Here is a 20,368-nt window from a genome sequence, read left to right on the forward strand (position 1 = left end):
TGCACGTCGCCGATACATTCCCATAGACTTTCGCATAACCAAGTGCGCAATACGGAAATTCTGCGTCCGTCTGACGAAACTCGAGGGAGCACAATGACTACACCCGATATCGAGGTCGACTACGACTCTGCCGATTCGATCCTGGAGGCAATCGGTCGGTGCCTGCGGGTGGACAGGAAACTCAATCAGCGCAAACCGTGGGACGGCTTTGTGGTGGTCTCCGGTTACGAGCCGGGGCATTCGGCGCACCAGGCGTGGCGGTTTATCGGTGGAGAGACTCGGATCACCACGGTGTCCGGGGCCAACCCGGCGTTCAACAAAGCGCTGATCGCGCGGCTACGCGAGCTCACTGCCGATCCCGAGCGTGGCGATTGGCAGACCTGGGTTGCCCGATACGACCTCGCCACCGACAGCTTCGACCACACATTCCTGTGGCCAGGAGAAGACGACGGGTACAACGTGCTTGCCTATGACACCCCAATGTCGGCAATTGAAAGACTGAATCCGGCTAATCCAGCCGAATAATCTCAACCAGCGTGCTCGTTACTGTGCTTGAATACAGACATGACTTCAGCGCTTGATGCTATTCGCGACGGATACTCCTTTTCTGAACCAGCAATTGAACTCGGATCCGCCCTCGACGGTGACACCCCAGTCACTGACGCGCGCGTCCGCATTCCTTTAAGCATGCTCAACCGACACGGCCTGATCGCCGGTGCGACCGGGACGGGAAAGACCGTTACTCTGCAGGTGCTCACGGAAGCGATCACGCGCGCTGGGGTCCCTGTGTTCGCCGCCGACCTCAAAGGCGACCTCTCCGGTATGGCATCAGAAGGCCAAGCGTCAGAAAAACTTTTAGCCCGCACCAAGGCCAACGGACAGGACTGGGAGCCTGCCGCCTCGGCGGTCACCTTCTACGCGCTGGGAGGCGAAGGCACCGGGATTCCGATGCGCGCAACCGTCAGCTCCTTTGGACCGCTCCTCCTCGCCAAGGTGCTGGGCCTCAACGAAACCCAGGAGTCCGTTCTCGGGCTGATCTTCCACTACGCCGACTCCAACGGCCTGGCCCTGCTGGACTTAAGCGACCTCAAAGCCGTGCTCATGTTCCTCACTTCAGATGAAGGAAAAGCGGAACTGAAGAGCATCGGTGGGGTGTCAACGGCCTCGGCGGGAGTGATTCTGCGGTCCATTGCCAACCTCGAAGCGCAAGGCGCGGAAGCCTTCTTTGGCGAACCAGAATTCGACATTTCCGACCTGCTACGCACAGAGGGCCCCGCCGGTGTCGTTTCGATGCTGGAACTGCCTGCGGTGCAAAACCGACCCGCACTGTTCTCGACGTTCCTCATGTGGCTCCTGGCCGAACTGTTCGAACAGCTCCCCGAGGTGGGCGATGCGGACAAGCCTAAACTGGTGTTCTTCTTCGACGAAGCGCACCTGTTGTTCGAAGGCGCGTCGAAAGCCTTCATCGAGTCAGTGACACAAACCGTGCGCCTCATTCGTTCCAAGGGCGTGGGCATCTTCTTCGTCACCCAGCGCCCCACCGATGTGCCGGAAGAAATCTTGGCGCAACTGGGCTCGCGCGTGCAGCACCAGTTACGCGCGCACACCCCCAAAGAAGCCAAGGCGATGAAGGACACGGTCGCCACGTTCCCCGTGACGGATTTCGACTTGGGTGAGTTGCTCACCAGCCTAGGTACGGGTGAAGCGATTGTCACGGTTATGGACCCTGACGGTTCCCCCACGCCCGTTGCGCCCACCAAGGTGTTTGCTCCCACGTCAAAGATGGGGCCCACCTCGCCCGAGGTCATGGCTCAGATGGTCGCGGATTCTCCCCTGAGTGCCACGTACGGCAAGCGTTTGGACCGCGAATCCGCCCGCGAAATCCTCACGCAGCGTTTGGAAGAAGGCGCTGAAGACGACGCTCAGGCGAAGGGCAAGGCGGCTGGTGCTGGCTCTGACGCCCAGGCCGGCGACGATCAACCTCAACGGATTCCGGCACCTCGGAACACGCGTGAGACGTCCCAGTCGCCGAAGCGTCAAGACAAGTCGCTACTCGAAACCGTACTGTCGTCCTCAGAGGTTCGCACGTTCACGCGCACGGCAGCCCGTGAGATTGCGCGCGGAATCTTTGGGACCGGACGCAGGCGCCGGCGCAAATAAAATAGCACACGCCCTCCCAGTCCCCTCACCAGAAGAGAACCGATGACACTGAATGAGTTTGGCCAACCGATCGGCCCGGCGCTCCCCCACTGGACTCCAGCACCGCTACCGCAACCGGTCACTTTGGAAGGCCAGTGGTGTACGCTCGCCCCACTGGTGGCAGACCAACACGCCTCTGGCCTCTTCGACGCGTACGCGCTGGCACCCGACGACAGCGCGTGGACGTACATGAAGGACGGGCCGTTTGCCACCTCGGCGGACTACCTGACCTGGGCACGCAAAGCCCAGGTCAGCACTGACCCGCGCCACTACGTGGTGCTCCTCAAATCGTCTGCGGAACAGCCAGTTGCAAAGCCCGCAGGCACTATGGCGCTCATGCGCCAGGACCCGAGCAACGGTGTGGTGGAGGTGGGAACTGTGCAGTTTTCGCCACTGCTTCAGCGCACCCGTGCAGCAACCGAAGCTCAGTTCCTGCTCATGCGCTACGTGTTCGACGGCCTGGGTTACCGCAGGTACGAATGGAAGTGCGATGACCTCCACAGTGTGTCACGCAGGGCAGCCGCACGTTTAGGCTTCACTTACGAAGGCACGTTCCGCAACGCTGTTGTGTACAAGGGTCGCAGCCGAGACACTGCCTGGTTTGCCATCACGGACGCGGAGTGGCCCGCAATCCGCGCGGGGTTTGAACGGTGGCTGGACCCCGCAAACTTCAACGCTGATGGCACGCAGATCCGGTCCCTTGCGCAGTGCCGCGAGGAACCTCGCTGGGTGTGATTAGGCCAGCCCTCATAGACTTAAAATATGATCCGTCGCCTTGTCGCCCGCGTGTTCTGGTTTTTCTCCAGCTGGAAGCTCCGCGCGGCCCCCGCGCCTAAACAGCCCACGGTCCTTATTGGTGCTCCGCACACGTCGAACTGGGACTTTGTGCTCATGTTGGGAATCGCGTGGCGCTTGGGAATCCACATGCGGTGGATGGGCAAGCAAGAGCTTTTTACCGGGTGGAAGGGCCCGGTGATGCGCAAGTTGGGTGGGATTCCCGTGGACCGGGCTAATCCTGCAGGGATGGTCGCCGAGGTCGTTGACACCTTGCGCAGTGGCGACAACCTGAGCCTGGTGATTACTCCCGACGGGACCCGCAAAGGGCATTCGTACTGGAAGTCGGGTTTTTACCGGATTGCTCGTGAGACTGGTCTGCCGTTGGTGCTGGGATATGTGGACCGGACCACCATGACCACTGGGCTTGGCCCCACGGTTGTGCTCACCGGCGATGTGAAAGCGGACATGGACCGGATTCGTGAGTTCTACTCAGACAAAGCCGGTTTCTACCCTCAGCACAAAGTGGAGCCCCGGCTCAGGGACGAGGACTCGTTTCAGGGCTAGGTCACGCGTCGCTGTCTGAAGCGACATCAAATGTGACCGGGGTCCCGTGTTCCACGGTGCGAGATACGGTGCAGTACTTGTCGTGCGACAGTTTCACGAGCCGTTCGATCATTGCGGTCGCTCGTTGTCCTGCTTCGTCATTCGGGAAAGTGATGTCGAAGTTTAAACTGATGGGGCCCAAACGCGAGGCGTCACCGTCCTCGGTGACTTTCTCCGAACGCGCGGTGACCGTGAAGTCTTGAGGTTCGGTGCGACGTGAGGTCACTGTGTCCACGTCAATCGATGAACACCCAGCGATCGCGGCGAGCAGAAGTTCAACGGGTGACATGAGGTCTTCGCCCCGCCCAAATTCAATGTGTCCGCCTTTTCCGTTGGTGGCGACGTAGCGGTTTTCAGCAGTCCGAGTCAGTTCGATTGCAAAAGGTTTGGGTGCTTCACTGTTCGTCATGTTCACCACTTTAGATCGTTAACATGGGTGCATGAGCCCTGAGCCTGACACAAATTCTCCGAGTACTACCACCTCGGCGCGCGCAAACACCCCGTATCACGTGGTTGACGACACTGCCCTCATTTTTGAAGGCGGAGGCATGCGGGCGGCTTTGACGTCAGCGGTGGTTGTCACTCTCATCAAACAGGGCATCCACTTCAATTGGGTGGCAGGAGTAAGTGCGGGAGCCACCAACACTGCTAACTATGTATCGCAGGACCCTGTTCGCGCCCGGCGCTGTTTTGTGGACTTTGCCGCCGACCCTCAGTTTGGCAATCTGCGCACCATGCTCGCAGGCAAGGGTCTGTTCAACGCTGAGTACATTTATGAGAACACAAGCCTGCCGCACCAAGCACTCCCCTTTGATTGGGACACGTTTTCCAACTCAGGTACGCGCATCAGAATCCCCGCTTTCGATGCCGAATCGGGTGACCTCAAAGTGTGGACTGAAGACGACTTCCCAACCATGCGAGACCTCATGGTGCGAGTACGTGCGTCCTCAACCATGCCCGTCATCATGCCACCCACTCACATTGACGGGCGGATCTACGTGGATGGCGCGTTGGGGCCAGACGGTGGAATCGCTCTGTCCCAAGCGCGTGCAGACGGGTTTGAGCGTTTCTTTGTAGTGCTCACACAGGAACGTTCGTACAAGAAGACCCCGCAACGGTTCAGTGAGTTCTACCGCCGTTACTTCCGGCGTCACCCAGCCATTGCAGAAGCTCTTCTGACCCGGTGGAAACGCTACAACGAAACGCGGGAAGAACTGTTTGAGCTGGAAAAACAAGGCAAGGCCTATCTGTTTGTGCCGGAACGCATGTCCATCGGAAACGGAGAACGGAGCCTTTCAAAACTGGCGGCGGCACACCGAGCTGGGATGACGCAGTCGCGCCAAGAACTACCCGCATGGCTGGACTTCCTGGGCTTGCCTGCTGAGCTCTAGCTGAACACAAAACGGTAGCTTCGCACTGCCCATCAAACTTATGTGACAGTACTCATACGCCAACTGTGTCGACCACCACGTTTACACAAACGCGTGTCTCATGTGAGTCACTCCTCAAGACAACACATTTCGGTTATAAAGATGGGCCTGGCTTGGCTTCATCCACCTCGACCTGCACCACTACACTCATAAGTGAACAGCAATATAACCCCTGTTCATCACCGCAAGCCGGACTCATTCATCGTTAGGAAGTGACCATGAAGGCCGCACGCTATTACGACCAAAAAGACATTCGCATCGAAGACATCCCCGAACCAGAACTGAAGCCTGGCACCGTTGCAATTGACGTTGCTTGGTGTGGAATCTGCGGAACTGACCTTCACGAATACCTTGAAGGCCCTATCTTCGTTCCACCTAAGGGCCACCCACACCCTATTTCTGGTGAAGAAGCGCCTGTCACTTTGGGCCACGAATTCTCCGGAACCATCACGGCGCTCGGTGAGGGCGTCACCGGGCTGGAAGTCGGCCAGAACGTCATCGTTGAGCCCTACATCATCAGCGAAGACGTCGACACGAGCGAAGGCCAGAACTACCACCTCTCCGAGAACATGAACTTCATCGGCCTGGGTGGCCGTGGCGGTGGTCTGTCCGAAAAGATCGTCGTCGAACAGCGCTGGGTTCACCCCATCGGCGACATCCCGCTGGACGAAGCCGCTCTCATTGAGCCACTGTCCGTTGGTCACCACGCATTCGTCCGTTCCGGCGCCAAGGCCGGCGACGTCGCAATCGTCGGCGGTGCGGGCCCCATCGGCCTGCTGACCGCAGCCGTGCTCAAAGCTGAGGGTCTGACAGTCTACATTTCGGAACTGTCCGAAGCCCGCAAGGAAATGGCCCGTAGCACCGGCGTGGCAGATGAAGTCTTCGACCCCCGCGAAGTCGACGTCGCAGCCAAGGTCAAGGAACTCACCGGCGGCAAGGGCGCAGACGTGGGCTTTGAGTGCTCGTCCGTCCCGGTTGTCCTCGACATGCTCATGGATGCTGTCCGCCCTGCTGGCGTCATCGTCAACGTGTCGATCTGGGGCTACAAGCCCGAGGTCGACCTGCCGAAGCTGGTTCTCAAGGAAATCGACCTGCGCGGAACCATCGGCTACGCCAGCGACCACCCGGCCACCATCAAGCTGGTACAGGAAGGCAAGCTCGACCTGTCGAAGTTCATCACCGCCCGCATCAAGCTTGACGAACTGGTCGACAAGGGCTTCGACCAGCTCATCAACAACAACGAGCACCACGTGAAGATCCTGGTAAACCCTAACGCCTGATCGCCTTGGGCCCATAAACAAAAATGGCCTGGTTCAGATTCAGTTCTGAACCAGGCCATTTTCATAGAGCCTGTTCTGGCTCAATGTGCCGACACGACCATTCCCATCGAGTAGGTAAACGCCCTTACCGCAGCACGTACTGCAGGGTTTTCACGACTTGTTCTGTCGTTTCGCACCATGCGAGCGCAGCTGCATCAACTTCTTTCAGCGGGTGAACAATGTCAGCTGAGTGCAACGTGATGTACGGCGTGCCCAGTGCAGCCGCATACCCGGCGTCAAACGCCGCGTTCCACTGCTTGTACTTGTCACCAAAACGCACCACCACGAGGTCCGCTTTGTCAATGAGGGTGCGCGTACGGATGGCATTGACTTTGGCCGACTGGTTGTCTCGCCAGAAGGATGTCTGGGTCTCTGCCAGGTGGTCACCGGCTGCGTCACTCGCGTCGTGATCTGTCACAGGGGCGCTAAAAACGACGTCGAGGCCAGCAGCAGTTGCGCCGCGCTCGATTTCTTCGCGCCATTCAGTGTGGATTTCGCCAGAGAGGTACACGTCAAAGCTCATGATGCTCCTTCATTGTTCTTGCCTGTGCGTCCATTATGCGTGAGTTCTGTGTGTAACATGTGGGTCATGAACGATTCGCCGCTTGACCTCACCAGCATCCCTATTGGGGAGTACGCATTTCCTGGCCCTCTCAGAGATGCGCTGGTCAGCGCAATTCTTTCGGGGGAAAAGACCTCAACAGCCACGCTTGTCGAGGAATACACGCGCTCAGGTGAGCCGCTTCCCTCCCCCACTGGTGGCGAACTCGAGGCAGTGATCGACTCTAAAGGAAAGATCGTGTGCGTAACGCGCACGACCCGCAATTACGTCACCACACTGGCTCAGGTTTCTGATGAGCACGCACGCAAAGAGGGCGAAGGTTACGCAAATGCTCACGAGTGGCGCGTTGGACATGAACGCTTCTGGACCTCGGACGAATTGGTTACCGCATTAGGCGACCCGCCGTTTACCCTCACCGATGACACGCAGGTGCTGTGTTCAGAGTTCGAGGTCATCGAGAAGTATGTGTAGCTGGCACAAGACTGCCTGTTAGCCCTCCGGTTCTGGCCCAGCTAGATGTGTGTAGTGGCGAGTTGCAGGTCGCCAGTACGCGGCCCTGAGCGCCGTCAGTTCCTTAAACCTGGTAGGAGTGACTTCTTCGAGTCCCCGCATGTAATCTGGCACTAACGCGCGCGGTATGCGCAACCCCACGGTCAGGTGCGGTATCCACTCAGTCCCCCGCCCGTCAGGGTTGAGCGCACAAATTTCACGTGCAGCCTCGGTCACGGCACTGTCCGTTTCTAACAGCCACGCGATTGTCTGTTTACTCCGCGTCCCAAAAATCACGGTTCCCACACGAGTGAACGTCGCTGGCACCACGGGAGGCAGGATCTCAGCGGCACGGGAGACCACCTCGGGCGACATGCGGGGCGCGAACGTCACCGTAATGTGCGGGCGCTGGTTTTGTTGGGGAAGGCCGAGGTCGTTCAGGGCAGAGAAAATGTCCCGCACCTGTTGTTCCTGGTCAGGCGGCAGGTAGAAAAGAATGTTCTCCGGTGAACGCACGCTCATATGGTGTGCAGTTTAGTTGTTTGCGCGCTGAAGAACAGTGGCACTGAGCCAGGTCACATGGTCCTTGGCTTCATCGAGAGACAGCTTCTTCGCCCCCAGTTGAAACATGAGGCCATCGCAGGAAGCCGACAGCAACGAAACCGCACGCGGAATGTCCTCTTCGTCGATGTGCCCTTCATCAGCCAAGACCTGAAGCCATCCTGTAATTCGGCCCAAACCTACCTCGTACAAGCGCGACAACATCTGAGCGGGCCCCTCACCAGACTGAGGGTCAAGCAAACGCGCCATCTGCGCGACCCACGCGCTCACCATCACATCAACGCTTTGATCAGAGGGAGGCAAGAACTGGATCATGCATTCGGCTAAACGTTCATGGGGCGGCCGTGAAGAGTCGCGAATATTGAGGTCCGGAGTCGCGGACGAAATGAGACGCTCCGCCACTGCCCGCCCGAGATCGCTTTGAGTGGGAAAGTAGTAACGCAGAGTGCTTGCACCAATTCCCACGTGTTGTGCAACCGCTCGCACAGTCGCGGCTTTGGGACCTTCTTTCTGCGCTAGCTCGATTGCCGCCTGGATAATTTCTTCTCGCCTATCCGTCACCGGCACGACACCTTTCATTTTTCTGAAGCTTCCTCTTGACAGTGTAGTACATCGTACTAGTACACTGAACTAGCACACCGTACTAACAAGGAGAAATAATGCTAGAGACACTTCAGGAGTTCACACTTTCACTCCCCGAATGGGCGCGCTGGACCGGGGTCATCCTCATTTCAGCGATCCCGTTCGTCGAGTCTTATCTTGGGTCAACAATTGGAATCATGGCCGGCATTCATCCGGCAGTCGCAATTCCCGCCGCAGTGATTGGCAACACCGCTTCGATGCTGCTCTTGGTTTTTGGAGCACACAAACTGCGCAAACGCGTGAGCAAAGACGATGAGTCTTCCATGGGCCCCAAGAAAGCGAAGCTCAAGAGGCTGTTCGACAAATGGGGTGTTCCCGGCGTCAGCTTGCTGGGTCAGACGGTCCTACCCAGCCAGATCACCTCTATGGCCATGGTGTCCTTTGGAGCTTCACGCAATGCGGTAGCTGGGTGGCAGTTCGTGTCGATCGTGCTGTGGGGTGTGCTGTGTGGATCGCTCGCGGCCGCTGGGATCATGGTCTTTGGGTAAGCAAGGAACGCCCCGAGGTCGTTCACGGTTTCGAGTCCAACCCCCGAGTGGCTCTCACTCCAAGTCCAACCTCCGAGTGGCTCTTACCCGCCGCACAGTGTGGAACACCTGATGGGCAAGGATAACCACGACTCCCCAGGCTGCCCCTACCCCGAATCCCGCTATGACATCTGTGAGCCAGTGGTGCCCTAAGTACACGCGACTCAAACCCATCGTCACTGCATAAGTGCCGCACAGAAGAACAGCCAGGATCCGCGCATGCGTATGCGAAAGCCACAGCACCAGGAGGTACGCAGTGACAATCATGATCGCAGTTGCCGAAAGCGTGTGCCCTGACGGAAACGACGGCGACACTTCATACGGAGGAATCGCGTCAACGCGAGGCGGACGCTCACGACCCACAATCTCTTTCCCCGCAATTGAGATGCACACAGAGCCGAGCGCGCCTGCCGCTAGAAGAACTGCGGGTCGTGCCGAGCGCATGAGAAATGTCAGAACAACAATGAGCACAAGGCACACGATCACACCGCCCACTTTTCCACCAACGTGAGTGTATGCGTTGACCACTGAGGTCAGCCATGCTGCCCGCATGGACAGCATGAAATCTAGAACTAGCCGGTCAATGTGAGCAGTGCCGTTTTCATAGGCGACCTCTTCATAAACCTCACCCGTAAGTTTTGCCAATGCAGCAAGAACCGCCACACCAACAGCTAGAACAATGGTCATGACGGTCCACGGACCAAGCCTGCGAGCTATCCACACAAGGATGGGCTCTAGGGCTTTCTGACCACGGGCAAAGAATGAGCGCATCCGGAAAGCCTACCCGAACAACCGAATAGCGTTTATCGACAACTAGCGATATCATCGGTCTATGGCGATGATTATTCACGAGGAAGCTTCCCACGAAAATTCCCACACGGAGCTCAAAAGCTGGGCAACGCTCTTTAAGAGCCTCGCCGACCCACACCGCCTTCAGATCATCCAACATTTGCAGTTAGGCGAACACCGGGTTGCCGACCTCGTCGACCACCTCGGCCTTGCCCAGTCGACCGTGTCAACGCACGTGTCCTCGCTTCGCAAAGCGGGCCTCCTCGCCAGCCACACTCACGGAAGGGCCACCTACTACACCTTGGCGCACCCACAAGAAACCGCACGACTCTTCAAAGCCGCCACGGCTGCCCTGACCAGTGCAGACACATGCATTGAGTCCTCACAACAGAAAGACACCAGCCATGTCTGACTTGGTTAAGCAGTCCGCACACGACCACGAAGGACACAACCACAGCATCTCTGCCGACGCTGACTGCCGGTATCTGTGGCTGGCTTTGATCACTCTTGGCGCGTTTATGATCGCCGAGGTCGTCATGAGTTTCATGACCGGCTCCCTCGCGTTGCTTTCGGATGCCGGGCACATGCTGTCCGACGTGGGCGCAATTGCGCTAGCGCTGTGGACGATTCGCTTGGTTGCCCGTCCCCCAAAAGGAGCGCTGACGTGGGGGTTGAGGCGCGTTGAGATCATCTCTGCTGCGGTCAATGGCATCACACTACTGGTTGTTGCCGGCATTATTGCTGTTGAAGCGATCCGCCGTCTATTTGAACCGCCCGAGGTCGACGGCGGCCCGGTGCTGATCGTTGCCGCAGTCGGCGTGGCAGTCAATATCGTGGTCGCATGGTTGGTTGCGCGTGCCAACCGTTCGAGCCTTAACGTGGAGGGTGCGTATCAGCACATTCTGACTGATCTCTACAGTTTCATCGGAACGATGATCGCCGCCCTGATCATCATGTTCACTGGGTGGGTGATGGCAGATGTCATTGCGTCGTTGCTGGTGTGCGGACTCATGGTGTACGCGGCATGGAACCTGCTCCGCGACGCCGGCCGAGTTCTACTTGAAGCAGCGCCAAAAGGTATTGACCTGGAAGAAATCACGGAACATATTCTTGAACTCCCCCACGTGCAGCGCGTGCACGATTTGCACGTGTGGAGCGTCTCGACTGACTTGCCAGCCCTTTCGGCACACGTTGTTGTCGACGACGAGTGTTTTAAGGACGGGCACATCCCCCAGTTACTCGATCAAGTGCAGGATTGTGTTGCGGGACATTTCGACATTGAGCACTCCACGTTTCAGTTCGAGCCACTCAAACATGGGGCTCACGAGTACCACACGCACCCCTAACCTTGAACTGACCCTTCAAGGCTCATTTTTGTCTGGTTTCAGGGCATCGCTCACATCCCACGACCCAAAGAACCGTTTACCCAACACAGCAAGTCCAAACCAGGTTACGTGTGGTGGGTAACTGGGGGTTGTATACCCAAGAGCCCTTATGTACATATATGTCGATTTCATCGACATATTGAGAAGATATGTCGAAATTTCGCCATTTTATCGACATATCTTGGCTAGGCTGACACCCATGTGGAATCAACCGGATGAGCCATACCAAGATTTGCCACCGCTTCCACCGAAACAGCAAATCGAAACACCTGCCGTATTCAGAGCGACCATTGAGGCTAGTCGCGCGCTTGCACGGCTAGACGGCGCGTACAAGCGTTTGCCCGACCCTACAATGCTCATCAACTTGATTCCTCTTATGGAGGCACAAGCTTCCAGTGAAATCGAGAACATCGTCACAACCAACGACGAGCTGTTTAAAGCAGCTAACGGTGCGTTGCAAGAAATCACCCCACAAGTCAAAGAAGCGTTGCGATACAGGGAGGCTCTCCGCGCAGGTTACGAGTCCTTGCAAGAGCGACCAATCACAACGCAAACTGCAGTAAAAATTTGTTCACACTTACAGGCCGCTCAGGCGAAGATCCGTGACGTGTCCGGCACCTATATAGGAAATCCAACGTCCGGAAAGCACATTTATACTCCCCCAGAAGGCAAAGATGTCATTCTTGGCCATTTGCGGGCGTGGAAAGAGTTCATTCACGATAACCACCAACTTGACCCGCTTGTTGTTATGGCACTGGCGCACTACCAGTTCGAAGCGATACACCCATTTTTTGATGGAAATGGTCGAACTGGCAGGATCCTCAACCTACTGATTCTTATTGAAAAGGGCCTCCTACAGCTACCGGTCCTCTACCTTTCAGGACATATTGTGCGCAACAAGGATCAGTACTACACACTTCTTAACCGTGTGACACAGGACAGCGAGTGGGAAGATTGGATTCTTTTCATGCTGGCTGGAGTTAGATCGACCGCCGAATGGACCTTGCAGTTAGTGGAAACCACTGACCGGATGCGAGAAGAGACCGTCCAAAAGATTCGCGACCACAACCCCCGACTGCCCGCAAAAGAACTCACTGAGTTGATGTTCAGCCAGCCATACCTTCGAATCGACAACGTCATAAACGCGGGACTTGCCAAACGCCAAACCGCTTCAACCTGGCTTAATACGATTGCAGAAGCGAATCTACTCACAAAAGAACGTGCAGGACGCAGTGTTCTCTTCATCAACTCTGAACTACTCAAAACTCTCTTCCACACGCCTTTACCGCAGTAAGTGTGATGGCGATGTGAACCCTTATGTACACATATGTCGATTTCATCGACATATTGAGAAGATATGTCGAAATTTTGCCGTTTTTTCGACATGTCCCTCGTTTGATGCCCCGCTCACCATGGCCGCGCAGACCAACTTTTCGGAACGTGGCGTGGCCGAGGTCGATTGCGACGAGCGCCCAAACAACCAGGACCCGGTTACCCAATAGGATGGAAGCGTGCACGTAAATGTGCAGTGTCAAACTCGAAGGAGGTGCGCGATGAGCGCAGAAGACAAGTTTGAAAACACCGCCGACAAAGTGGGCGGAAAGATTCAAGAAGGTGCTGGAAAACTCACCGGCGACAAGGAAACCGAAGCCCGCGGCAAGACAGAAGCCGCTAAGGCCGACTTCAAAGACAAGCTCGACGACGCTAAGGACTCGGCCAAGGAAAAGTTTGACGACGTCAAAGACTCCGTAAAGGGCACGGTAGACGGCCTACTTGGAAACGACAAGAAGTAATGTGGTGACGTTCCCGCTGGGCATTCTCAGCGGGAACCCCGCTTTCCCACACACAATCCAAACGGTCCGCAGAATAGAAATCGCCTCATGCTACACAATCTGGTCGACCTAGTGTTTGACGGACAATGCGGGTTTTGTACGCGTGCTGCATATGCAATCAAGCGTCTCGACAGAAAAGCGCGCATCCGCCTGCACCCGGCTCAGCGGCCCGGCGTTCACGAACGGTTCAGTCTCACGGAAGCTGATACACAAGAAGCAGCATGGGCCTTCACGCACGACCGCAGCGCCGCCGGAGCCGAATCCATCAACCTGGTCCTTGACGTGACCTTTGGAACTCGACTGTTCACACAGTTCTACCGACTCCCTGGGATTCGCAACCTGCAAGACCTCGCATACACCTGGGTCGCCCAACACCGCTACCTTCTCCGCGGAACAACGCCCTGGTGCCAGTCACACCCAGGCGACTGCCACCTCGGGACGCAAACAGCACATTGCTCGCTGTAGCTCCGCGCTATTACTCAGAGTCCCACTCTATTCAAGCCTGACCACTACATAAATCTGCAGACTGATCTAACTCGCCGACTCACTACCACTCAGTGTGCTTTTTGGACGAGAACTGGATGCCGTGCGAGTTGCTCCGACATATGACCCCCAGTTCCTTGTTCGTGGTGCATTCAAAACCACTCACGGCGAGCACTTTGCCGTACTCAAGAACTGTGGTGGAACCTTGGTGATTGATGTACGCAGCGTCACTGATGGCGAACATCTCACCCTTTTTACCCGCTGGCAGGTGGATAGCGTTCGCTGGCTGCTTTTCTGGAGCTCCGTCTGCAGCGGGGACCATGGGCACATCTGCTGGAAAGCGGTTAGACATGCAGCCGACTTCTTCTGGCGTGATCATGCAAAAGTGCACTTGTGAAGGAGCTTGAAAGTAATAGGCGTCCTGATTGGAATACATCAGCTTTTCATGAAAGTCCGCCTTGTTGACTTTAGGCCCGCCGAAATGTTCAGCAAACGGAGTTTTCGGCTTTGACGGTTTCTTTTTGGTGGATTTGCTGTCCACGATGTCACTGTTCTTAGTGGGAGCAGCCGTGGAAGGGGTGGCGTCACTCTTTTCAGTTGACTGGCTTTGGCTCTCAACGGTCGACTCGCCACCGGACTGTTGCGCAGATCCGCATCCGGCTAGGGTGATGATGGCAGCAACGGCGAGGCACGCACGGAAAAGCTTCATAAGCCTATTGTAGGTCGTTCGCATTCCGAAAAACGCCCGAGGTCGGACAGGCTCGCGCGCTAAACGCCCACACTATAAGTAAGACTGCAAAAGTTTCAGTCTTACTTATAGTCTGTAGACATGGAGTGGACCCCTGAAACCCTCAACAGCACGCTTGCACAGCTACGTGATCGACGCGGTGACAGCACCACGATCGAAGTCAAACGTAGCACAGGTGGAGTTCCCAGTATGGCTGAGACTCTCTGCGCTTTTGCAAACATGCCAAACGGCGGAACTGTAATACTCGGGGTAGATGAGGGCGATGCGGAGTTCACAATCGTTGGCGTACAGGACATCGCTCAGTTAGAAGCTGGTCTGGTCAGTTCCGCCAGACACCGAGTGCGCCCTGAACCGCATATAGAATTCAAAACTATTGAGGTCGGAAAGAAACGTGTTCTCATTGCGACAGTATCTCCTCTTCCATTAGCTGATAAGCCCGCAAGGGTCGGCGACAGAGCATACCTTCGACAAGCTGATGGCGACTATCCGATGCACGCGCATGAGGAAAGGATGATCGAGGTTGCGCGACTTCATAGTGACGAGCAAGTCAACTACGACCTCGAGCCAGCGAAGGGTCGCGATCGTAATGACCTGAACAAGAATCTCACGGAGTGGTACGTGAGTGAGGTGCGATCTCGAGATCGCAGGCTAGCAAACGAGTCCGACGAGCAGATCCTACGCCTCACTAACGTATTAACCGCGTCTGGCGAACCCACACTTGCAGGGTTGTATGCACTCGGTGATTACCCTCAAGGGCAATATCCGGCCCTGACAGTAACCGCAGCCGTGCAACTCGCCGGCGGAGAAGGACAGGCCCGCAACCGCAATCTGCAAGATTTCACGGGCCCACTCCCTGTGCTGCTTGATGAGCTACTTCAATGGGTTGAACACAACCTGCACACCGACCATGTTTACCGCGACGACGGACATTTGGAAACTGTTCCAGAGTTACCGTTGAACGCTGTGCGAGAACTGCTCGCAAACGCTTTAGTTCATCGTGACCTTGGGCCGAACACGCTGGGCACGGGAAAACAGATACAAATAAGAATGACTGATAAGAGCCTATTCGTCCAAAGCCCTGGTGGCCTCAGGGGCGTTTCTTTAGCACAGCTGGAGAGTATTGAACACGCCCAAGCCGCTGTCAACCAACGCCTTTACCACATCGCAAAACGCCTAACGACCCGCGATGGCGCATCGATAATCGAAGGGGAAGGTGGGGGTATCCGCGAGGTGTTTCGATCCACAAAACAGCGTGGGCTGAGGGACCCTCAGCTTGTTGATACCGGCGTCCAATTCAAGGCGCTCCTGTGGCGTCCAGTCAATGCTCTCCACTCCCAGACGCGAAACAACCAGCAACACTCGCTCGATCATTCTCGCGGCCGAGAAACTGTAGCTTCTAGCTCATCGCCAACCAAAAATGAGGCCACCGTTCTAGGCGCGCTAGCTATGGGGCCCCTTGACATTCACGCGCTTGCTGAAGCATCGAATCTGACCATAGGTCAAGTTCGTTACGCACTGCGCAGACCGCTTCAGGAGAACATCGTGGCTATGGAAGGTCGCCAAGGCATCAAGTCCACTCGCTACAGCCTCACTTAAGCTCTAGAAGACCCCACACTGCAAATCACACTTGAAATCTTTTGCAGTGTGACTTTCAGTTTAAGTTACACTCAACCTTCCAAAACAACGAATACAGCATGTCCTGAATGTCAGCTGGACCCCGCAGCCGATCCCACTAGGCAAGTGTTGACAGTTCCATCTCTCGATCTGGACTGCATTCACACAAAAGCGAGTAGCCAGCTCAACTCGGCGATATCCTTTGAGGCGTCGCTGCTCTCTTATTCCTGACGATGGCATTTCAGCTAGTCATGCTTCTTCGCCAGCTGGCACTTACCCCACACCGCACAACCGAGTACAGACTGCAGAAACATCCTTCGTTTCTGCTGCACCCCAGTTTAAAGTTCGGCTTTGCACTTCCAGTTCAAGAACATGCGACTGCTCAGAGCCTGTGGCCGTTTTGGCAACTAGTCAACGACCAAGGAACGTTCTTCTGCAACGACGAGCACTTCTGCTCCCTTGAGAGCCTCACCGAGGACGTCGTTGACTGCCCAATCGAGGGAATCGAGTGCATCCTCTCCCCCACTGATTGCTTCGGCCTCCCGGTCGTTAACCCGGATGAGTGCAGCCCCACCAATCGAAACAACACCGTCTTCGTCAGCGCCGTGTTCTTCAACGATTCGTGCCCATGCGGTGTCCAAAGCGCCGGGTGTCAAGGCTCGCACCCGAACTCGGTAGGCGAGGTCTTGGCTGGTGTGTCGATCGAACCAGTCGTTAGATAGCGTCCAAAGTGTCATGTCTTAAGTATCAGACCAGGCATCTGGCGTCGCAAACAGTGCACCTCATTATTGAGTTGCTGGGATAAGGCGCTGCTCCGCATGCGGTGTGCTCTACATTCTCCACGACTCCTTCGAGTCAGGTGTACGTCTTGATGCATGTGTCGCCGTAACCCCACAGACACGTGTCGCTGTTCGATGTGAGGGTTGCCTAGCTGACCGGCTCCACCCAGCATCGAAGACCGCTTGTGAACAGTCAGAAGCTAAACCGGAGACTATGCTGAATGGCGTGAGCACGTTTCTTCTGACATGGAACCCCGTGTACGGCGGTCTCGGCGAGTCGACGATCCGACGCAACGTCGAGCTCACCGCTCAGGGCAAGCGTGTACCCGGCAGGTGGAACACCGGTGGCACCACCAGAAAGATTCAACCCGGCGACCGCGTATTTTTGCTTGTTCTGGGATCCAGCGATCACGGCATATTCGCCAGTGGGTTCGTCACAAGCGAGGTGTACAAAGAGGTGCATTGGAATGATCCTCGGAAGTTGGCCAACTACGTCAATCTCGAGTGGGACGAATTTCTAGAACCGGCCGACGTACTCCCCGGCGACTTGCTACAGACAGTTTTCACAGTCAACCGTTGGCGCCCGCGTTCAAGCGGAACGCAGATTGTTCAGGGTCGCGAAAATGAGCTTGAACGTATGTGGAGTGAGCACGTCCAAGAGGTGCGCTCAACGAACACAGCTTAAGAGCTGGTCGCCACGGGTACACTGGAAACCATGAGTCAAGCAGCATTCACAGTTCGCCAGATCACCTTCGACTGCCACAACCCTTCTAAGCTAGCCGAGTTCTGGTCAGCTGCAACGGGTCGCGAGATCGTCGCCGACTACGGCGATTTCGTAATGGTCAATTCCACACCAGCTCTGGGGTTTCAGCGAGTTGAGCGCCCCACGCCCGGGAAAAACCGTATGCATATCGACATTGGCGGGGCTGAACGCGAAGCTCTGGTGGAGCGTCTAACATCCTTGGGCGCTACCGCACTCAGTGACCACAAGGCACCGGGACTTGTATGGACCGTTATGCAGGACCCGGAAGGTAATGAGTTTTGTGTGGGCAATCCCGATTTCTAGCAAGATGCCAAGCTGAAACGGGGCAACACGTCTATGAACTAGGGCCGCTACGCGTTTCGTGCCTCAAGTTCATACCCGACTAGCCAGCCGACCGCCTGCGCACGCTCACGCCACATGCAGTGACTCGATCTCGGCCACCTGCTCAGCCACGCGCTCTTGCGCCAGTTCCAGCTCATATCGACTCTGCAGATTCAGCCAGAATTGAGGCCCATTCCGAAGTAACGCCCCAAGCGAAGTGCAGTATCGGCAGTGATGGCGTTCTCTTCTGCAACGACCAGCGCCTCTGCTCCCTTGAGAGCCTCACCGAGGGCGTCGTTGACTGCCCATTCGAGGGAATCGAGTGCTTCCTCTCCCTCGCTTATGGCCTCAGCTTCCCAGTCGTTTACACGGATGAGTGCGGCCCCACCGATCGGAACAACACCGTCTTCGTTAGTGCCATGCTCGTCAGCGATTCGTGCCCACGCGGAGTCCAAAGCCCCTGGTGTCAAGGCTCGCACCCGAACTCGATAGGTGAGATCTTGAGTGGTGTGTCAATCGAACCAGTCGTCAGATAGCGTCCAAATTGTCGCGTCTTTAGTATCAGGCTACGTACTTGGCGTAGCAAACAGCGTGCACCAGGTCACGTGCATCGCCTGCAGGTTCATCCAGAATTCAGCGCAGATTCCGAAAATCGCACCAAAGGACACGTGACCTCTTCAAGAGCAGAACCGCGGTCGCACAGGAACATCGCACCTTCCTCGCGAGCAGAAGTCCGTTCAAATATCCGAATTCCACCAGGTTACGCATGAAGCGCAGTCTGTGGCGCAAGTTCGTAACGACGTCACACGGAGCCTGGGCCAGGAACAACGAAACTGCTTAACACATCAGTAGCGCGGACCACTTCAGCGAAGTCAGCTTCCGGAAGATCATTGAGCAGGTCGAGCGGTGATTGATGTGCGCCCGTCGTCCCTCGCAACAAGCTAGGGTGCGGAGTCAGCCACCAGTCTAGGAGAGCCTTAGCGACAACGGTCCGTTCAGCGTCACCGCAGGACAATGCGAGTTTCTGATTGATGTCAGCAAGCGCATCGATGATCTTCCCATCACGGAATTGGAACGCAGGGTAGTATTTCGTCCCGCCGAGCTCGATCTCAATTACGGTCTGGTCCTGAAGGTATTTTCGTAGCAAGGACTTCTGCGCCGCTCGCGTCGCTGCCGCCTGCTGATCAAGTGTTCGAGGCTCAGTCTTAGGCTTCGGCTCGGCGCTGGTGAGCGCTTCACGAGCATTCGGGGCGGTGAGGCTCTCGGTACGATCCAGCAAACTAGCTGCCATCATCGGCGAACGATCGAGCGCAAACGTTGGATCCCAGATCAGGCTGTCCTTCCAATTGGCCGGGAATCCAAGCTGCCTCATGTCGAAGTCGAGAATCTGGGACTGCTTATCGATGTAGTCAGTCAAGTCGACAACATTGGTGTTACCGGGATCAATACTCAGCATAAGGTGCCGCATCACGAGCAACACGCCGTAGAGCCTATTGTTAACGCCGTCATCTGCGAGTGGAGCAAGACGATCCCCCTCGCTTCGACGAGCCTGACCCGGCACGTCTATGATGACGTCGAAAGTGCGGTTCCACACGCGACCATAATGGGCACAAATGTTCCTCACATTCCTGAGACTATTGAGCCAATTGGCCAATGCTTTGCAGTCGCCGCGACCGTCGGCGGCGTGAACTTGAAATCGCGCGGCGAGGATCTTTTTGTCACTCTGCCGCATTAAGCGGTAGAGGTTGCTCAGTACGCCGAACGACATTACCTCCGTCGCTACCCAGATCGGTAGATGAGGGCCGTACTTCTCCCGGAAGTGCGCGACAAAGTCTCCTCTCGCACGCTTCTCATCGCGGTTGTACTCCTTGAGCCAGTCGCGGTATTTGTTGGTCAGCACGGCGTGCGGACATTGCTTCGCTCCTCGCACCGCATCCAATGCATCCGGAACGCGATGTGCGAACTTGTCTGCTTTCCCTAACTGGTGACCGATGAAAAAGCGGATCGCAACCTCGATTGTGCTGAGAACGTCACCGAGCCGGGTACGTAGTTCGTGGTCGAACTCGTATAGCGCCACGACACGTGAAAGGCTAGCCCCGGTGATGAATGTGTTTAGGCGGATCTCGCGGCCACCATCATCGTACTGAGCCGCAGGGTGTGCAGGGCGGTCGCGGTAGATATGCCAGTAGCCAGAGAGCCGGTAGTAACCGTATCTCTCCAACACCTCAGCCGCGTAAGCGTCGTCACCGCAATCCATGCCACGTTCCCGCAACCGGCGAACCTGTTCGGGGACAGTTAAAAATGGTTTCGCGTAGCTACTTTCCGGCAACGTCATGTGCGCACCGTCCTGATATTCCCGACACCGGGGCGTAGGCAGAGAAGAACAGACCTGCGTCTCATCGCGAGAAACAGGCCTGTCGTGTTGCAAACAATTATATATGAATATAATTTAGATGTCTAAGCGCCGCCGAAACTCATACAAAACCTCAAGATAGATCCGGGGTCAAGCTCCCGAAGCACTTCCAGACACCACACGATCTTCAAA

Annotated in this window: 25 protein-coding genes; 16 read left to right on the forward strand and 9 right to left on the reverse strand. The window is 56.3% G+C overall.

Translation table 11 applies throughout. The features are described 5' to 3' along the window. Positions 1–93: 93 nt before the first annotated feature. The 4 genes from HMPREF0183_RS03575 to HMPREF0183_RS03590 are packed head-to-tail and all read left to right on the forward strand — an operon-like array spanning position 94 to position 3,540. Positions 94–525 carry a hypothetical protein gene (locus tag HMPREF0183_RS03575; protein WP_005882854.1) on the forward strand — a complete coding sequence of 144 codons (432 nt, stop codon included), beginning with the start codon at positions 94–96 and terminating at the stop codon, positions 523–525. Between the two features lie 39 nt (positions 526–564). After that, a complete protein-coding gene (locus HMPREF0183_RS03580; RefSeq protein ID WP_005882856.1) occupies positions 565–2,160 on the forward strand; it encodes a helicase HerA-like domain-containing protein in 1,596 nt (531 codons plus the stop codon). Between the two features lie 42 nt (positions 2,161–2,202). After that, complete coding sequence (locus HMPREF0183_RS03585; protein ID WP_005882858.1) at positions 2,203–2,934, forward strand: GNAT family N-acetyltransferase; 732 nt, start codon at positions 2,203–2,205, stop codon at positions 2,932–2,934. Between the two features lie 27 nt (positions 2,935–2,961). Further along, positions 2,962–3,540, forward strand: a complete 579-nt coding sequence (locus HMPREF0183_RS03590) for a 1-acyl-sn-glycerol-3-phosphate acyltransferase (protein ID WP_005882860.1) — start codon at positions 2,962–2,964, stop codon at positions 3,538–3,540. A 1-nt stretch (position 3,541) separates the two neighbouring features. On the opposite strand, the gene HMPREF0183_RS03595 is transcribed toward HMPREF0183_RS03590, so the two are convergent. Next, positions 3,542–3,988 (reverse strand): OsmC family protein, encoded by a 447-nt coding sequence (locus HMPREF0183_RS03595; RefSeq protein ID WP_005882862.1) that lies wholly within the window; start codon positions 3,986–3,988, stop codon positions 3,542–3,544. Between the two features lie 31 nt (positions 3,989–4,019). Here HMPREF0183_RS03595 and HMPREF0183_RS03600 point away from each other — a divergent pair, with 31 nt between their 5' ends. Both HMPREF0183_RS03600 and HMPREF0183_RS03605 read left to right on the forward strand, forming a co-directional pair. After that, positions 4,020–4,970: a patatin-like phospholipase family protein gene (locus tag HMPREF0183_RS03600; RefSeq protein WP_005882864.1), complete on the forward strand. Its 951-nt coding sequence runs from the start codon at positions 4,020–4,022 to the stop codon at positions 4,968–4,970. Between the two features lie 257 nt (positions 4,971–5,227). Beyond that, entirely contained in the window at positions 5,228–6,289 is a 1,062-nt protein-coding gene (locus HMPREF0183_RS03605; RefSeq protein WP_005882866.1) for a 2,3-butanediol dehydrogenase, read from the forward strand. A gap of 124 nt (positions 6,290–6,413) precedes the next feature. Here HMPREF0183_RS03605 and HMPREF0183_RS03610 read toward each other — a convergent pair whose 3' ends face one another. Beyond that, positions 6,414–6,851: a YtoQ family protein gene (locus HMPREF0183_RS03610; protein ID WP_005882869.1), complete on the reverse strand. Its 438-nt coding sequence runs from the start codon at positions 6,849–6,851 to the stop codon at positions 6,414–6,416. A gap of 66 nt (positions 6,852–6,917) precedes the next feature. Between HMPREF0183_RS03610 and HMPREF0183_RS03615 the strand changes: the two genes are divergently transcribed. Then, positions 6,918–7,361, forward strand: a complete 444-nt coding sequence (locus HMPREF0183_RS03615) for an ASCH domain-containing protein (RefSeq protein WP_040347921.1) — start codon at positions 6,918–6,920, stop codon at positions 7,359–7,361. Between the two features lie 18 nt (positions 7,362–7,379). Here HMPREF0183_RS03615 and HMPREF0183_RS03620 read toward each other — a convergent pair whose 3' ends face one another. Both HMPREF0183_RS03620 and HMPREF0183_RS03625 read right to left on the reverse strand, forming a co-directional pair. Beyond that, a complete protein-coding gene (locus HMPREF0183_RS03620; RefSeq protein WP_005882873.1) occupies positions 7,380–7,901 on the reverse strand; it encodes a 2'-5' RNA ligase family protein in 522 nt (173 codons plus the stop codon). Positions 7,902–7,913: 12 nt separating this feature from the next. Next, entirely contained in the window at positions 7,914–8,519 is a 606-nt protein-coding gene (locus HMPREF0183_RS03625) for a TetR/AcrR family transcriptional regulator (protein WP_005882875.1), read from the reverse strand. 80 nt (positions 8,520–8,599) lie between these two features. Between HMPREF0183_RS03625 and HMPREF0183_RS03630 the strand changes: the two genes are divergently transcribed. Further along, a complete protein-coding gene (locus HMPREF0183_RS03630) occupies positions 8,600–9,070 on the forward strand; it encodes a hypothetical protein (RefSeq protein ID WP_005882877.1) in 471 nt (156 codons plus the stop codon). Positions 9,071–9,124: 54 nt separating this feature from the next. On the opposite strand, the gene HMPREF0183_RS03635 is transcribed toward HMPREF0183_RS03630, so the two are convergent. After that, on the reverse strand, positions 9,125–9,880 hold the full coding sequence (locus tag HMPREF0183_RS03635; RefSeq protein ID WP_005882879.1) for a phosphatase PAP2 family protein: 756 nt from the start codon (positions 9,878–9,880) through the stop codon (positions 9,125–9,127). Positions 9,881–9,941: 61 nt separating this feature from the next. Here HMPREF0183_RS03635 and HMPREF0183_RS03640 point away from each other — a divergent pair, with 61 nt between their 5' ends. The 5 genes from HMPREF0183_RS03640 (at position 9,942) to HMPREF0183_RS03660 (ending at position 13,580) form a co-directional block, all read left to right on the forward strand. Continuing rightward, entirely contained in the window at positions 9,942–10,310 is a 369-nt protein-coding gene (locus HMPREF0183_RS03640; RefSeq protein WP_005882881.1) for an ArsR/SmtB family transcription factor, read from the forward strand. Then, positions 10,303–11,244 carry a cation diffusion facilitator family transporter gene (locus HMPREF0183_RS03645; protein ID WP_005882883.1) on the forward strand — a complete coding sequence of 314 codons (942 nt, stop codon included), beginning with the start codon at positions 10,303–10,305 and terminating at the stop codon, positions 11,242–11,244. Before HMPREF0183_RS03640 ends, HMPREF0183_RS03645 begins: the two co-directional genes overlap by 8 nt. Before the next feature lie 148 nt (positions 11,245–11,392). Then, positions 11,393–12,577, forward strand: coding sequence for a Fic family protein (locus tag HMPREF0183_RS03650; protein ID WP_005882887.1), 1,185 nt, complete (start codon positions 11,393–11,395; stop codon positions 12,575–12,577). Positions 12,578–12,836: 259 nt separating this feature from the next. Beyond that, on the forward strand, positions 12,837–13,076 hold the full coding sequence (locus HMPREF0183_RS03655) for a CsbD family protein (protein WP_005882889.1): 240 nt from the start codon (positions 12,837–12,839) through the stop codon (positions 13,074–13,076). A gap of 87 nt (positions 13,077–13,163) precedes the next feature. Continuing rightward, positions 13,164–13,580: a thiol-disulfide oxidoreductase DCC family protein gene (locus HMPREF0183_RS03660; protein ID WP_005882891.1), complete on the forward strand. Its 417-nt coding sequence runs from the start codon at positions 13,164–13,166 to the stop codon at positions 13,578–13,580. A gap of 82 nt (positions 13,581–13,662) precedes the next feature. Here HMPREF0183_RS03660 and HMPREF0183_RS03665 read toward each other — a convergent pair whose 3' ends face one another. Continuing rightward, positions 13,663–14,307, reverse strand: coding sequence for a hypothetical protein (locus tag HMPREF0183_RS03665; protein ID WP_040347929.1), 645 nt, complete (start codon positions 14,305–14,307; stop codon positions 13,663–13,665). A 120-nt stretch (positions 14,308–14,427) separates the two neighbouring features. Here HMPREF0183_RS03665 and HMPREF0183_RS03670 point away from each other — a divergent pair, with 120 nt between their 5' ends. Beyond that, positions 14,428–15,942 carry an RNA-binding domain-containing protein gene (locus tag HMPREF0183_RS03670; RefSeq protein WP_005882896.1) on the forward strand — a complete coding sequence of 505 codons (1,515 nt, stop codon included), beginning with the start codon at positions 14,428–14,430 and terminating at the stop codon, positions 15,940–15,942. Positions 15,943–16,367: 425 nt separating this feature from the next. Here HMPREF0183_RS03670 and HMPREF0183_RS03675 read toward each other — a convergent pair whose 3' ends face one another. Further along, a complete protein-coding gene (locus HMPREF0183_RS03675) occupies positions 16,368–16,697 on the reverse strand; it encodes a hypothetical protein (RefSeq protein WP_005882899.1) in 330 nt (109 codons plus the stop codon). 268 nt (positions 16,698–16,965) lie between these two features. Here HMPREF0183_RS03675 and HMPREF0183_RS03680 point away from each other — a divergent pair, with 268 nt between their 5' ends. Continuing rightward, positions 16,966–17,424 (forward strand): hypothetical protein, encoded by a 459-nt coding sequence (locus HMPREF0183_RS03680; protein WP_156798100.1) that lies wholly within the window; start codon positions 16,966–16,968, stop codon positions 17,422–17,424. Between the two features lie 30 nt (positions 17,425–17,454). Then, positions 17,455–17,805 carry a VOC family protein gene (locus HMPREF0183_RS03685; protein ID WP_005882902.1) on the forward strand — a complete coding sequence of 117 codons (351 nt, stop codon included), beginning with the start codon at positions 17,455–17,457 and terminating at the stop codon, positions 17,803–17,805. 191 nt (positions 17,806–17,996) lie between these two features. Here the strand turns inward: HMPREF0183_RS03685 and HMPREF0183_RS13205 are convergent, their stop codons facing one another. Together HMPREF0183_RS13205 and HMPREF0183_RS03695 are read right to left on the reverse strand one after the other, a co-directional pair. Then, a complete protein-coding gene (locus HMPREF0183_RS13205) occupies positions 17,997–18,293 on the reverse strand; it encodes an XRE family transcriptional regulator (RefSeq protein WP_245527100.1) in 297 nt (98 codons plus the stop codon). 332 nt (positions 18,294–18,625) lie between these two features. Beyond that, on the reverse strand, positions 18,626–20,158 hold the full coding sequence (locus HMPREF0183_RS03695; RefSeq protein WP_005882906.1) for an Abi family protein: 1,533 nt from the start codon (positions 20,156–20,158) through the stop codon (positions 18,626–18,628). Positions 20,159–20,368 lie beyond the last annotated feature (210 nt).

This window comes from Brevibacterium mcbrellneri ATCC 49030 (assembly GCF_000178455.1).
In the GTDB taxonomy this organism is placed as follows: Bacteria; Actinomycetota; Actinomycetes; order Actinomycetales; family Brevibacteriaceae; genus Brevibacterium; species Brevibacterium mcbrellneri.

Bases quoted from the DNA above. Each gene is read 5' to 3' on its own strand.
- HMPREF0183_RS03585 (WP_005882858.1), top strand. From the start codon at position 2,203: ATGACACTGAATGAGTTTGGCCAACCGATCGGCCCGGCGCTCCCCCAC.
- HMPREF0183_RS03650 (WP_005882887.1), top strand. From the start codon at position 11,393: ATGTACATATATGTCGATTTCATCGACATATTGAGAAGATATGTCGAA.
- HMPREF0183_RS03580 (WP_005882856.1), top strand. From the start codon at position 565: ATGACTTCAGCGCTTGATGCTATTCGCGACGGATACTCCTTTTCTGAA.
- HMPREF0183_RS03635 (WP_005882879.1), bottom strand. From the start codon at position 9,880: ATGCGCTCATTCTTTGCCCGTGGTCAGAAAGCCCTAGAGCCCATCCTT.
- HMPREF0183_RS03655 (WP_005882889.1), top strand. From the start codon at position 12,837: ATGAGCGCAGAAGACAAGTTTGAAAACACCGCCGACAAAGTGGGCGGA.
- HMPREF0183_RS03685 (WP_005882902.1), top strand. From the start codon at position 17,455: ATGAGTCAAGCAGCATTCACAGTTCGCCAGATCACCTTCGACTGCCAC.
- HMPREF0183_RS03640 (WP_005882881.1), top strand. From the start codon at position 9,942: ATGGCGATGATTATTCACGAGGAAGCTTCCCACGAAAATTCCCACACG.
- HMPREF0183_RS03590 (WP_005882860.1), top strand. From the start codon at position 2,962: ATGATCCGTCGCCTTGTCGCCCGCGTGTTCTGGTTTTTCTCCAGCTGG.
- HMPREF0183_RS03630 (WP_005882877.1), top strand. From the start codon at position 8,600: ATGCTAGAGACACTTCAGGAGTTCACACTTTCACTCCCCGAATGGGCG.
- HMPREF0183_RS03675 (WP_005882899.1), bottom strand. From the start codon at position 16,697: ATGACACTTTGGACGCTATCTAACGACTGGTTCGATCGACACACCAGC.
- HMPREF0183_RS03605 (WP_005882866.1), top strand. From the start codon at position 5,228: ATGAAGGCCGCACGCTATTACGACCAAAAAGACATTCGCATCGAAGAC.
- HMPREF0183_RS03670 (WP_005882896.1), top strand. From the start codon at position 14,428: ATGGAGTGGACCCCTGAAACCCTCAACAGCACGCTTGCACAGCTACGT.
- HMPREF0183_RS03615 (WP_040347921.1), top strand. From the start codon at position 6,918: ATGAACGATTCGCCGCTTGACCTCACCAGCATCCCTATTGGGGAGTAC.
- HMPREF0183_RS03610 (WP_005882869.1), bottom strand. From the start codon at position 6,851: ATGAGCTTTGACGTGTACCTCTCTGGCGAAATCCACACTGAATGGCGC.
- HMPREF0183_RS03595 (WP_005882862.1), bottom strand. From the start codon at position 3,988: ATGACGAACAGTGAAGCACCCAAACCTTTTGCAATCGAACTGACTCGG.
- HMPREF0183_RS03575 (WP_005882854.1), top strand. From the start codon at position 94: ATGACTACACCCGATATCGAGGTCGACTACGACTCTGCCGATTCGATC.
- HMPREF0183_RS03600 (WP_005882864.1), top strand. From the start codon at position 4,020: ATGAGCCCTGAGCCTGACACAAATTCTCCGAGTACTACCACCTCGGCG.
- HMPREF0183_RS03625 (WP_005882875.1), bottom strand. From the start codon at position 8,519: ATGAAAGGTGTCGTGCCGGTGACGGATAGGCGAGAAGAAATTATCCAG.
- HMPREF0183_RS03660 (WP_005882891.1), top strand. From the start codon at position 13,164: ATGCTACACAATCTGGTCGACCTAGTGTTTGACGGACAATGCGGGTTT.
- HMPREF0183_RS03620 (WP_005882873.1), bottom strand. From the start codon at position 7,901: ATGAGCGTGCGTTCACCGGAGAACATTCTTTTCTACCTGCCGCCTGAC.
- HMPREF0183_RS03695 (WP_005882906.1), bottom strand. From the start codon at position 20,158: ATGACGTTGCCGGAAAGTAGCTACGCGAAACCATTTTTAACTGTCCCC.
- HMPREF0183_RS03665 (WP_040347929.1), bottom strand. From the start codon at position 14,307: ATGAAGCTTTTCCGTGCGTGCCTCGCCGTTGCTGCCATCATCACCCTA.
- HMPREF0183_RS03645 (WP_005882883.1), top strand. From the start codon at position 10,303: ATGTCTGACTTGGTTAAGCAGTCCGCACACGACCACGAAGGACACAAC.